This is a genomic window from Glaciecola sp. 2405UD65-10 (genome assembly GCF_048820975.1).
Lineage (GTDB): Bacteria > Pseudomonadota > Gammaproteobacteria > Enterobacterales > Alteromonadaceae > Glaciecola.
This window is the reverse complement of the sequence record NZ_JBMEUF010000002.1, coordinates 55,829-69,424: the sequence shown is the minus strand read 5'-3', so window position 1 is coordinate 69,424 and position 13,596 is coordinate 55,829. Positions and strand designations below refer to the sequence as shown.

Below are 13,596 nucleotides of genomic sequence, written 5' to 3'. Positions count from 1 at the left end.
GCAATTGCATCAAGTTACATAGAGCGAGATTAAAATGACAAGTTCCGTCACCCCTAGCACCAGCAAACTGGTTTCTACATCAATAGAAAAAGGCGCGCAACAAGGTGCTCAAAATAACAATGTTGACACAAAAAGTACTGGGCTGATTCAAATAGAGCAGCTAGGAGAGCATATTGAACTGAAAGAGGCGCAAAGCAAACTTAGCCATCATTATTTCTGCCAACAATATAAAGATGCGTTATATGTAAGCTTACCGCGAGGCCATGTTTTTATTTTTGATTATGGCTTTATATTAACGTGGTCAGTATTACCGGCCAAGCTTATAGACATTCGCAATAGCATTAAAGCTAGTGTTAGCGCTGTTGAGCATCCTATTGCTGCGGAGTCATGGCAGTATGCGGTAAAAGCGAATGAGCCTTTAAGTATTCGCGATGATTTTATTCATATTCCAAACAAAGAGGCTTTAACACTTTTGGCCGTGAGCCATGCTTTGGCGCAATCTAGAATATTAGAGTATTTTGAAATAAAAGCGCAGCACACTATAGCGCAACATAGTCATTTAACTCGCTCATTAGCCACTAAAGGGACCATACCTTTAACACGAAATGGCTTGTCAAAAGAGCGGGGCCAACTATTTCAAACAAAGTCTGATATTTTATTGCACTTTAACTTGTTAGATACGCCTGAGTTTTTTTGGCACTACCCTGAGCAGGAGCATATTTATACGGCCTTGAGTAAGTACCTTGAAATTAAACCAAGAGTTGAGCTATTAAACTTAAAGTTAAGCACAATCACTGAGCTATTAGATATGCTTGCAAATGAACAGCACCATAAACACTCTGCATTTTTGGAATGGATTATTATTGTATTGATTGCGGTGGATATTGCCGTTTATTTTGTGGGTTAAACGGTAGTAACTGACCCTGTTGCTTATGGGCTCATACTTACTATAAAAACAACTAAGCTGCGAAGGGTAATCGCTTCGCAGCTTACAAATAAAGCACTTAGTTTTATAAGCGTTTCTGCAAGGCTATTACAACTCAGCGCTAGCGGGCATGTTTTTTTCTGCTTGAGGGTAAAGGCCTCTTGAAAGTTTCTGTAGCGGCATATCACTCCAAGCTTCAAGGGGCATTTTATTATTTACCTCATTTTCAATTGTGGCATGAAAATGCTCATCGAACAGATGCTCGTTTTGCTGCATAACAGTCGCTATTTTTTGCTGGTTTCTGTCAACTTGCCTAATTGCACTGGGCGTTTGCCTTTCAGTGTTGGTCAAGAAAATACCCTTACGCAAACACCAACGTCCAAACTTAACACTGCTTGATAAGCGGATAATTGGCGCAGCTAAAATTAAACCGGAATAAACAGGTATTAACCATATAAACAATGTGGGTGTATATACATAGGTCAGGCCTGCCCATACTAGCCCTACCAAAGTCAGTAAGTAAGAGAATCGTAAGGCCTGCAACCAGGGAATCATGCGGCCCTCTCGCGCTTGTGCTTCCCACTTCACGCTTTTGCCCATGAGTACGTTTATCACAAAGTAGCTGTGAAACATCATCATGATTGGAGCAATTAATACCGCAAAGAAAAACTCGATTACCGTGCTTTTAAGAAAGTTAAATCCACCACCAAATTCATGACGACGCTGAATAAATGTCAGTAAAATCCCCAAAGCTTTAGGTAAAAACAACAATGCGATAGTAACCCAAAGGGTAATAAGCATCACGTTCTGTTTTGTAATAAGCCATGTGGGAAATAATTGATAGGCTTTGGTAAAGTAAACAGGCGGAGTATTCGCTTGGATCAGCGCATCAGCCGTGCCTGCCAACAACATTCCTAACAACAAAATTGATGAGGCATAAGCAAAGGCGCCAAATCCGAAGTGCAGGCGATTAGACAAGCGCAGGCCTTTTGATGCTAGCAGAGCTAAATGTTGCATGTTGCCCTGTACCCAGCGTCTATCACGAGTGGCGTAGTCAATAATATTACTGGGCACTTCTTCGTAACTACCTTGAGAATCGGTAAGTAAAAATACTTGCCAATTTGCGCGCCTAAGAAGCGCCGCTTCAACAAAATCATGGCTTAGAATATCACCACCAAAAGGCTGCTTACCTTTTAATGGCGGCAAGCCGCAGGTATCTATAAATGCTTGTACTCTAATAATGGCGTTGTGGCCCCAATAGTTGGCGCAGTCACCCTGCCAAAATGACAATCCCGTTGCTAGCATGGGGCTATAAACTTGCGCGGCATACTGCACAAATCTACCAAAGAACGTGTCTTGCCTAACAGGCATAGGAATGGTTTGGATTAAGCCCACATTGGGGTTATCTTCGATGCGCTGCGCTAGTTCTAAAAGCTTTTCGCCCGTCATAATACTATCAGCATCTAGCACTACCATACTTTCGTACTGCTTACCCCATCGCTGGCAAAAATCTTTGACGTTACCTACCTTGCGTCCTGTATTGTCTTTTCTGTTGCGGTAATAACAGCGAGAACTTAAGTTTTCAGGCAAGCCCTTTAACAAACTTGCCCATGCGCAATACTCGGCTTTTAATATGTCTTGGTCTTGTGTATCGCTTAGCATGTAAAAGTCGAATTTTTCAGATGAATGGGTTTTTGCAATCTCCTTAACTGTGGCTTCAAACCCAGCCATAATTCGCAGCGTATCCTCGTTGTAAACGGGCATAATAATCGCGTGCTTTTGCGCTAAAGCCTTGGCGCTCACAGGCGCATGCATTTCCCTTGAAAAGGACAGCGGATCGCGTTTAAACAGCTTAAGTAAGAAACCGATGATAGAGGTCCAAAAAGACATTGCCAGCCACAAAAATAAAACGGAACTTAAGCCTAGCTGAATCCACTCAAGGGTTCTAAATTCGTTGGGCTGAAAAATAATATACACCTGAGACATAGCCCAAAATGCAGTGGGTAAAACCAATATCCCCATAAGGAATAATCTAAAGCCGCGGCCTCGAATTTTAAAAGCAGTATTATCGCTCATAAACGTAGGTCCACACTTCGCTAATCACTTCATTTTTGTGGGTTAGCATTAGGCGCATATCATTAACGCTATCTTCGTTTTCAGGGGTGAATAAAAAGGTGGCGCGTATTTCGTTGCCAAAGTTACTCGTAAAGGCACGTACTTGCGAAATACTTCCCGCAGTAGATGTGACTTGTGCCGACAATTCTTCGGCTGATACTGTTAGGTTGTCAGGCATCGTAAAATCAACAATAAAGCGGCGCGTTAAGTTATCTTCATCTATTTCTTCGCCGGGAAGGATGTCAGCACCTTGAAGCGTTCTAAGTACGGTTGCCTGCTTGTAGTTATGTGGGTCAGCACTTACTGCGGCTATTTCGTAATGTAGGTATAGGCCGTCATTTTCAGCTAAGGGCTTATTGTTCACCCAATACGCAACAATGTTATCGTGAGTTTCCGAATTAGCGGGAATTTCTACTAACTCTAAGCGCCCGTCATTAAAGCCTTCGTGAGGGGTTATCCATAAGCCCGGGCGCTGATGGTACTCTGCTTCAGAATCTAAATAATTCCCGTACTGAATATCACGCTGAATCATACCAAAGCCCTTTGGCTGCGAATCGCTTAATGAGGTAATGCGTAATCGGTTTGGGTTGTTTAACGGGCGCCAAAGCTGTTCATTTGCATTAGTAAGTAACATCATGCCGTCACTGTCATGCACTTCAGGTCTGAAATCATCAGGTTTTGACACGGTATTTTCACCGTATAAAAACATACTAGTAACAGGGGCTAAGCCAAGTTTTTCAATATCTTCACGAGCGAATAGCCACGCTTTAACATCCATTTGGGTGTTTTTTTCAGCGCTCAAGGTGAACTTATACACGCCGGTCATTGAAGGGCTGTCCATTTTTGCATAAATAATTAAAGATTTTCCGTTGGCGGGTTCAAGTAACCAAAAGTCTGTAAAGTAAGGAAACTCTTCCCCCTCGGGCATCGCGGTATCTATTGCCAGTGCGCGGGCAGAAATTCCGTATTTTTGATGTTTACCCACTAAACGAAAATAGGTTGCACCTAAAAAAGCGACCAATTCGTCTTTGTATTTCTTTGTGTTTAAGGGGTAATGCACTCTAAAACCTGCAAAGCCTACGTCAGTCTTAATCTCATTTCCAACATGCTCAGCTGGAGAGTCATAGTTAAAATACTGTGAGCTAAAAGGGAGATTGCTTACTCTGTTTTTATAATCGATTAAATGAATGTTTACAGGGTGCTGGTATAAAAAACCGGTGTGAAAAAACTGCGCTTCGTAGGGGTAAAGACCTCGCCATATGCTTTCTTCCCCTTTAAAACGTATCGCACGGTATTGTTGATAACTTAAGTTTTGTAAGGTCTCATTTTCAATTGCCTGCAATGGCTCGTAATCGGCTTTTGCTGCCGCCTTTGCTTCATTAACTAACTGGCTCAAAAAGGGGCTTTGACTTGTGGGTAATGATAAAGTTTGTGCTTGGAGCGATGATGCTTGGGAGCTGAGAGTTAAACTGGTGAAAAATAAGATTGTCCGTAACATGAATTTATTCTCTGTGGTAAAAAGCTATTTATATTCGGCGAAATGCATAAATCGCGCCATTGAATTTAATTTTAAGCGACTGATAATTATGGTTTTTTATTGAGCTCAAATATTATGCAGTAATATTTTGCATTCGCTTGTGTAAATTTTACAAAACGTAGTACAAAGGCAAGACGCCGCTACAAAAATTAATTGTAAGGATGTGGATAGATACAACATAGCGACAACTTAGAGTTGCCGCTAAAACATACATACATCAAGCGAAAGCTTAAAGTGTTACAAATTCCTCTGCAGAGGTAGGATGGATAGCAACACACGCATCAAAATCAGCTTTTGTTGCGCCCATTTTCATCGCAACACCAAAGCCTTGAAGAATTTCATCCATAGCATACCCAATTCCGTGCAAACCAACCACTTTTTCTTCTTTCCCTGCACAAATCAATTTCATCTTAGTGGCTTGGCGATGGCTTGTAACAGCAGTATACATAGCCGCAAAACTTGAATTGTAAATGGTTAAATCATCACCGTACTTTTCTTTCGCTTCATCTTCAGTTAAACCAATAGTGCCAATGGTAGGGTGGCTGAAAACTACAGTAGGAATTAAGTCATAGTCCATATGAGCATCGGTTTTGCCATTGAATAAGCGCTCAGATAATAATCTTCCGGCTTTTACTGCTACTGGCGTTAAGTCAACCTTGCCAATATTGTCACCTACTGCATAAATGTTGTTGGCAGTCGTGTTCTGAAATTTGTCTACTTTGATGTAGCCGCGTTCGTCTAACTCAACACTGGTATTTTCAATGTTAATTTTGTCGTTGGCAGGTTCACGGCCAATTGCCCAAATTAGGCAGTCAGCTTCAATGCTGCGTTCACCATTAATGTGCAACAATAAGCTACCATCTTCTTGCTTTTCAACTTTTTCCACTTCTGAGAAGGGATGCAGGTTAACACCTTCTTCTTTCATTATGTCGTTCAAAGTATCTGAAAGCATGTCATCGAAACCGCGCAAGGCTTTAGCGCGTCTTACCAACAAATGGGTTTCACTGCCAAGAGAATGCAGAACACCTGCTAATTCTACCGCTATGTATCCAGCGCCAACTACTACTACGCGTTTAGGTTGTTCTTTTAAAGCAAAGAAGCCATCAGAATCTAAACCTAACTCAGCCCCTGGAATATTGGGTTTAATTGGGCGACCGCCCGTAGCAATGGTAATATGATCGGCGGTATAAGTAACACCGTTCACTTCAATTGTATTGTTATCAACAAAGGTAGCAAAGCCTTTGATCAAGGTAACGCCATTACCGCCTAAAACTCGGTCATACGATTGGTGTATACGGTCAATGTAAGCTTCGCGGCTTTCAATTAGCTTTTCCCAACTGAAATTATTTACCGTCACATCAAACCCATAATCGGGCGCGTATTTATGAATCGCTTCAGCTACTTGGGCGCCGTACCACATTGCTTTTTTAGGCACACAGCCAACGTTCACGCATGTGCCGCCTATATCTTTCGCTTCAATAATTGCCGCTTTTTTACCATAGCGTGAGGCGCGGTTAGCTGAGGCAATACCACCACTCCCGCCGCCAATGCAAATATAATCAAAATGAGTATTTGTTGTGATATCCAATATAAATTCCAACTTTGTGAGAATGTTAAAAAGCTACGCGTAGCTTGCGAATAGAACTACTATGACGACTAGACCGCGTTTTTCAAGTTTTGCTTGCATAAAAATTACAGGTAACACAGGAAAATACGTTTGATTTTTGTAAGTGGATCTTGTGTTTTAGGAATTCCCCCCAACAATATACACTAGATTAAACAAGTACGATATTAACTGCCACGAGTGCCCAAAATTATGAATATCACTAAAGTATCAAGTAACAAAGCCCTTAGCAATTTGGCAAATAATCCTGTTTTCTCAGCTATTAGTCCCGATACGGTCGAAGCTGATATCAAAGATGCAATAGAACATTGCAAAGCGGTTATTGCTGAACTTGTGGCATCAAAAGAAGTATCGTATGACAACGTGGTGCTTAAGTTAGAAGAAGCTGACGACGCCTTAGGCAAGCTATTTTCACCTATTAGCCATATGAACTCGGTTGTAAGCAGTGACGAGCTTCGCAGCGCTCATGATGCCTGTTTACCGCATTTATCAGAATATTCCACATTTGTTGGTCAGCACCAAGGCTTATGTGATTTATACAAAGCCCTTGCGCAGTCAGATGAGTTTGACGACTTGAGTGAAGCACAGCAAAAAGTGGTGACGAATGCCGTGCGAGATTTTGAATTATCGGGCGTTGCGTTGCCTGATGAGAAAAAAGCACAATATGCAGAAATGGTTGCGCGTTTATCTGATTTGTCATCGCAATTTTCTAATAATGTGATGGACGCCACCCTTGCATTCACAAAGCACATTACCGATGAAAGCGAACTTGCAGGCTTACCGCAATCAGCGCTGGATGCTGCTAGCCAAGCGGCGCACGAAAAAGACTTGCAGGGTTATTTATTTACCCTTGATATTCCCAGCTATTTGCCAGTAATGATGTATGCTGACAATCGTGAATTGCGCGAAGAAATGTATCGTGCATATGTAACACGAGCATCTAACTTGAGCCAAGAAGGTAAGTTTGATAACGCTGCAATAATTGATGAAACACTCAAACTTCGCCAGCAAGTTGCGCAGTTATTAGGGTTTGATAATTACGCCGAATATTCCTTAGCAACTAAAATGGCCGCGGATGTTGATCAAGTTGTCGACTTTTTAGAAGATTTAGCTAAGCGCTCAAAGCCGCAAGGTGAATTGGAAAAGCAAGAGTTAACGGAGTTTGCAGATAGTCATTTTAATCAAGCTGAGCTAGAAGCATGGGACTATGCTTACTATGCTGAAAAACTCAAACAAGATAAGTATTCCGTTTCGGATGAAGAGCTTCGCCCATATTTTCCTGAGCAACGTGTATTAAGCGGTTTGTTTGAAGTGGTGTCGCGCCTGTATGGTTTAAGTATTGTAGAAGTTGAAAATGTAGATACATGGCACAAAGATGTTAGGTTTTTTGAAATTCATGACAGCATAGGCCGCCTGCGAGGATCATTTTACTTAGACTTATACGCGCGAGCTAAAAAACGCGGCGGGGCGTGGATGGATGAATGCCGCGTACGCCGTGTACTAGAAGATGGCGAACTGCAATCTCCGGTAGCCTATTTAACATGTAATTTTTCTGGGCCGGTGGGTAACAAACCCGCTTTATTTACCCATGACGAAGTCATTACCTTATTCCATGAGTTTGGTCATGGCATTCACCACATGTTGACCCAAGTTAACGTAGCTGGTGTGTCGGGTATTAACGGTGTAGCCTGGGACGCGGTAGAGCTGCCTAGTCAGTTCTTAGAAAACTGGTGCTGGCAACCGGAAGCTTTATCTTTTATTTCAGGGCATTATGAAACTAGCGAACCACTGCCACAAGATTTACTTGATAAAATGCTAGCTGCGCGTAACTTTCAGTCAGCCATGCAAATGCTTAGGCAGCTTGAATTTAGCTTGTTTGATTTTAAATTACACCAACAAGCTCAGCCTGAAAAGAGTGTTCAGGCCTTACTTGATGAAGTGCGCCAACAAGTGGCGGTAATCATTCCGCCAAGCTTTAATAAATTCCAAAATAGCTTTGGCCATATTTTTGCAGGTGGCTACGCAGCGGGTTATTACAGCTACAAGTGGGCAGAAGTTTTATCGTCTGACGCCTTTTCTCGCTTTGAGGAAGAGGGTATTTTCAACCACCAAACAGGGCAAGACTTTTTGAACAATATTCTTGAAAAAGGCGGTTCTAAAGAACCCATGGAATTGTTTAAGGCGTTTAGAGGAAGAGAGCCCAATACTGATGCCTTGCTACGCCACTCTGGGATAGAGGCCTCTGCATAAAAAGAAAAGGTCAGCCTTAGGGCTGACCTGCTGCATTATCACCCGTTGCATAAGCGATTGTCATACTAATTTCTTGCATCGATAAACCTGACTGCTCATGCCAAGTATTAAATGCGCTTTGAATCGCATCTAAGCTTCGTTTAGATTGAAGCCCTCCGTCAATCAGTTTATGTGCTCTAAAGTAAGCTTCAATATCACGCGTGAGCAAAAAAGTATCTACTCCCAAAGTGCGCAAGGCATATGGGCCTGTATTTCCACCTAATCGGGCGCCGTTCTTTTTTAAGTAGCTCCACAGGCCAATAGTGTTATCTTTAGGCCAGTTTGCAAGCCAAGTTCCCGCGCTGCCATGTTTCGATATGATGTCTTCAATCATCACAGCGTTAGTGCGAATAGTTCGAACTTTGTTCAAATTTCTAATTATGGCAGGGTCAGTCGCCTTCTTTTCTAGCATTTCATCAGGCATCATTAGAATTTTATCTATATCAAATTGCCAAAATACTTCTTCAAATTGCGGCCATTTATTCTCAACCACACGCCAAACGAAACCCGACTGAAATACCTTTTTGGTAAATTCAGCCAGCACGGTACTATCCTTAATTTTTGCTATAGACTGCGCTGTTTTTGGCCGCCTCAGTAATTGATTTAGTGCCTCGCGCGACCCTTTTCGTTTAATCGCGCGATCCAAAATTCGCTCAAACTTCTCCATTTAGTTACCTTGTACATTGGTTAACACTTCACGCGCACTAAATTAAATTTATATGTGCTATGATTTAATTAATCGCGCAGTTTTATTCTCTTATGTATACGAATCAAACGCATAAGAGTTTTGTTTATATTTTATTAGGTAAAAAAATAATATGTCTACGCCACCCATTCGAACAGGTACCTTGGCTGCAATATCGGTGTATTGCTTACCTATTTTAACTGGCTTAGCCATAGTATACACCGCTTACCTAGCGCAAAACATATTGCTGTTGCTATTAGTTACCGCTCTTGTATCTTTGCTTTTAGCGCCGGGCGTAAAAGTGCTTGAGAAATTGTTTATCCCCCGCGTAATTGGGGCTGCTTTACTTATTAGCTTGTTGGTGGTGCCTACGTCTGCTTTTGTGGCGCAGTTAGAAGCGCCGCTTACCAAATGGGCTAAACTGCTACCCGAGTTATCAGCGCATGTAACAAGTAGTATTGCCGAAATAGATAACGCGATAGGTTCGGCAACTCAGCTAGAAGAACAATCCCAGCAAAAACGTTCGTGGTTTTCATGGTTTGGGAATGATGAAGTTGAAGAGCCAGCAAATCCTGAAGATGGCAGTATAATAAAGACGCGGCTTAAAGAAACGCTATTTAGTTTTGCAAGTGACGTACTGGTATCAGCGCCTTCCATGTTAATTCAGTTTTTAACCATGTTAGTGCTCATTTTGTTTAGCTTGGTATTTGCGCCAAAGCTTTTTAGGCATTATGTTGAACTGTTTGTTGCGCCTGATAACCGCGATACATTTAACTCGTTTGCAATCACCGCGCAGCAAGAGCTCTCTAGGTACATTCTTACAGTAAGTGCTATGAACTTTTTACTAGGCTTAGCGAGTGTTCTTTTTCTTTATGCGGTTTCCTACAACGACGCGCTCTTACTAGGGACAATAATGGGCTTACTCAACTTTATCCCTTATGTAGGTCCTATGTTGGCATTAGGTCTAATTACAATAGGGGGCTTAGTGCAATGGGGTTTAGATATTAATGTTGTTATAGCGGTAGGCGGTGTAATTGTACTTAATATTATAGAATCTCAATTTATGACGCCGCTCGTGTTAGCGGCGAACTTACGTATAAATCCCTTCCTGATTGTACTTTGGCTGTTACTTTGCGGTTGGATGTGGGGGCTAGTGGGCTTGCTTATTGCGGTTCCTTTGTTCGTATGCGTCAAATTACTGCTTAATCAATATAAGTACGGCAAGCCATGGGTAGATTTCATCTCAACATAAGGAAATATAGACTTTAGTTAAGTTTTAAGCATACTAGCGTATACAATAACACACCCAAATTTCGGGTGAAAAGCCGATACAAGCATAGACAAACATAGTCTTTAGTATTAAGTTGAGTGTTTTTTTGAGCGCTCGGGCGGTTGTTTTTATGCATCACTTGTTATGTGCCCTGACATTGGTTTTCATCCTGTGCTTCACTAGCTCTGCCTGTTCGTTAACTAATACCACGCGCTTTTCCTCCTACCAATTATTTTCAATTTCTGATGGCCTTTCACAAGTAAGTGTTCAAGATATAGAGCAAGACCAAAATGGATATATTTGGATAGCTACTCAAGCTGGACTTGACCGTTTTGATGGCTACCAATTTGTTAACAGTGATGGGCTAATTAATAGCAGCGGCTGGATGCCTAAAGGCATGGTGCAAGATATTGAACTTGATGAGTCAACTGGCGATTTATGGTTTGCATCACGAGATGGTTTATATGTTTTGCGCTCGGGTAACACCAAATTTGAATCCGTCTCTAAAGTGTTACTGGAAGAAGATGACTTAGAAGTAATGGCTATTCATGCCGATGATTTTGGCAATATTTGGGTGGGCACGATGCGCGGCGTTTACGTGCTATACAAAGGCCGAGCGTCATTAGAAATATTATGGAGCAAATCCAATACTATTGGGGTGTTTGATTTAGCCTTGTCGCCTAACAATGTACTTTGGGTGGCTACGAATGATGGCGTGATGCAATTTGATACACAAGAACAAACCTGGCTTGAGCGCCTGTTACCCTCAGAAATGGCTAGCATTATATATTTCGATACCAATGGAAATGCATGGCTTGGCACTTCAGGCAATGGGGTCTTCTGGTTTGAGTCTGCAAAAAATGAGGGGTATAACGAGCCTCTGCAATTTAGCTTAAACGAGGGCTTAGTTAATCCTATCGTGAATGATATTAAACAGGATGCTCAGTCTAATATATGGATAGCAACCGTTGACGGAATTTCAATTGCTAGCCCAATAAAGGAAAGTACCAAACACCTTGCGCCATATTCATTTGAAACGGTACAAAGTTTTGATCCAAGCTCTAAAAATGCCTCTATTTCAAATGTATTATCATTACATATGCATTCTGAAGAACTCGTTTTCGCTGGCACAATTGGGAAAGGTTTCTTTGTAGCTGATTATGCTGAGCCCTTATTTAATTCAGTTGTGCTAGATAAAGGGATTATTTCATATTCAGTCACTGTGCAAAAAGATGACTTAGCATGGGTTTCTTCTGAAAACGGCGTGTATAAGTTTAGTGATAAATATAAAGTGGAAGGTCCTTTCAATAAGACCTTAAATGGTGACTCACCGCTTATTTCTAATATTATGCAAGATGCCCATTACTCAAGTATTAATGACGAAATTTATTTAGCATCACGCATTGGCTTAAAGCGATTTAATTATACTACCTTAGAAATAGAAAACATGGCGTTTCCAAAGGCCTTGTTGTACTCCATTTCTGAAACACCCGAAGGTTTGCTGCTGCTAAGTACGCGTTCTATGGGCTTCTATTTGTACGACCCTCGCAATGAATCAATTATTCACCACTGGGACATGCCTTTATCGTTTAACGCGCATTTTATCAATCCTCAAACCATTTTAGTGCCTACTACAAACGGCCTTTATAAAATTGATTTAGTAAGTTTTGACTATGAAGTTTTCAAGCATAACGAAGATGAGCCTGATTCTTTGCCTTATAATGTTGTGACTTGGGTCTCCAAGTACAAAGAAAATGAATACTTTGTGGGCACTCAAAGTAAGGGCTTACAACTCATGGAATATGAAAACAACGGACAACCGCCTAGCTTTAGACCTATTTTACCCCACTCTGATTTGGGACGTTTATCGATAGGGGCGGTGGTGCCAGATGCGAACAATAATTATTGGGTTACGACCACGCAAAGCATCGCAAAACTTAGTGGCAATTTAAACGAAATTACGTTTTTCGGCGAAAGTGACGGGGTTAATTCCTCAGGGTATTTCATTAGTTCATTTGCGCAAGATAGCAAGGGCTATACTTATTTTGCCGGCGCCGATGGCTTAACTCATTTTAAGCCTGAAGAAATTCTTGCGAAAGCAAATCCTCCTAAGCTTCAGTTTACTGTGGTGAAAACCTTAAATAGCCATCAAGAACAAATGAATGAATATCCCTTACTGCAAAACAGCCAGCAGGGTAAATTAATATTATCGCCAAATAATTTAATGTTAAGCATTGAGTTTGCGGCAAACGAATACAAAAATGCAGAAAATATTGAGTATGCGTATAAATTAGAAGGGTTTCATAATACTTGGCAATACGCGCCAAGCCGTTCTCGTATAGCTACATTCACTCATTTATTACCGGGTAAATATACCTTTAAAGTGAAATCAACAGACCGATATCAAAATTGGTATAACAAGCCAATAAGCTTGAGCATTACTGTGCCTACTCCATGGTGGGAAACAGATTTAGCTATTTTTATTTGGCTAAGTATATTGTGCTTTTTTGCATATAGCGCTTATAAATGGCGTATGTTTACTATTTATCAGCGTGAACGAAAATTAACAAACTTAGTGAATGAGAAAACCGCTGATTTAGAAACCGCAAATGAAAAATTACGGCAATTATCGATTCGTGACCCATTAACGCAGCTGTTAAACAGAAGGGGGTTTACTCAACTCGCTGAGCGTGAGTATTTAAAGTTTGTTCGAGATAAGCAAAATTTTTCAATTGTTTTACTAGATATAGACCATTTTAAAGAAATTAATGACAACTACGGCCATGATTTTGGTGACGAAGTGTTAATTGAAGTCGCCAATTTATTAAAAAGTAGCTTGCGTTCGGTCGATATATTGGCGCGCTGGGGCGGCGAGGAATTTATTGTTTTGCTGCCTGATACAAACGTCAAAGGAGCAGCAGAAATGTCTGATAAAGTACGCGCCAAAGTAATAGAGTTTAACTTTGGGTCTTTCGATGAAGTCATTAGTGTAAGCTTTTCGGCAGGGGTGTGTGAAATACTAGCGAACGAAAGCCTAGACAATTGCATAAGTGAAGCAGATAAACGCTTATATAAAGCAAAAGAAAGAGGCCGTAATTTGGTATGTACTGAATAAGATTGTAATTTGTAGTTATATTAGCAGTTCACTGGA

8 protein-coding genes are annotated in these 13,596 nt (G+C 41.2%); 4 read left to right on the top strand and 4 right to left on the bottom strand.

Features of this window, described 5'->3' with window-relative positions; genetic code table 11:
- Window positions 1-34 precede the first annotated feature (34 nt).
- On the top strand, window positions 35-907 hold the full coding sequence (locus ACOI22_RS12370) for an RMD1 family protein (RefSeq protein ID WP_420672426.1): 873 nt from the start codon (window positions 35-37) through the stop codon (window positions 905-907).
- 126 nt (window positions 908-1,033) lie between these two features.
- Here the strand turns inward: ACOI22_RS12370 and mdoH are convergent, their stop codons facing one another.
- The 3 genes from mdoH to gorA form a co-directional block, all read right to left on the bottom strand.
- A complete protein-coding gene (gene mdoH, locus ACOI22_RS12365) occupies window positions 1,034-3,001 on the bottom strand; it encodes a glucans biosynthesis glucosyltransferase MdoH (RefSeq protein WP_420672425.1) in 1,968 nt (655 codons plus the stop codon).
- Window positions 2,991-4,436, bottom strand: a complete 1,446-nt coding sequence (locus ACOI22_RS12360; RefSeq protein WP_420672424.1) for a glucan biosynthesis protein — start codon at window positions 4,434-4,436, stop codon at window positions 2,991-2,993. Before ACOI22_RS12360 ends, mdoH begins: the two co-directional genes overlap by 11 nt.
- 370 nt (window positions 4,437-4,806) lie before the next feature.
- Window positions 4,807-6,159 (bottom strand): glutathione-disulfide reductase, encoded by a 1,353-nt coding sequence (gene gorA, locus ACOI22_RS12355; RefSeq protein ID WP_420672976.1) that lies wholly within the window; start codon window positions 6,157-6,159, stop codon window positions 4,807-4,809.
- 234 nt (window positions 6,160-6,393) lie between these two features.
- On the opposite strand from gorA, the gene prlC reads away from it, so the two are divergent.
- A complete protein-coding gene (gene prlC / locus ACOI22_RS12350; protein WP_420672423.1) occupies window positions 6,394-8,451 on the top strand; it encodes an oligopeptidase A in 2,058 nt (685 codons plus the stop codon).
- Window positions 8,452-8,467: 16 nt separating this feature from the next.
- Here the strand turns inward: prlC and ACOI22_RS12345 are convergent, their stop codons facing one another.
- The gene (locus tag ACOI22_RS12345; RefSeq protein WP_420672422.1) at window positions 8,468-9,157 is read right to left on the bottom strand and encodes a DNA-3-methyladenine glycosylase I; all 690 of its coding nucleotides are present in this window, start codon (window positions 9,155-9,157) and stop codon (window positions 8,468-8,470) included.
- Window positions 9,158-9,308: 151 nt separating this feature from the next.
- Here ACOI22_RS12345 and ACOI22_RS12340 point away from each other — a divergent pair, with 151 nt between their 5' ends.
- Window positions 9,309-10,427, top strand: a complete 1,119-nt coding sequence (locus ACOI22_RS12340; protein ID WP_420672421.1) for an AI-2E family transporter — start codon at window positions 9,309-9,311, stop codon at window positions 10,425-10,427.
- A gap of 148 nt (window positions 10,428-10,575) precedes the next feature.
- Complete coding sequence (locus ACOI22_RS12335) at window positions 10,576-13,560, top strand: diguanylate cyclase (RefSeq protein ID WP_420672420.1); 2,985 nt, start codon at window positions 10,576-10,578, stop codon at window positions 13,558-13,560.
- The last annotated feature ends 36 nt before the right edge of the window (window positions 13,561-13,596 follow it).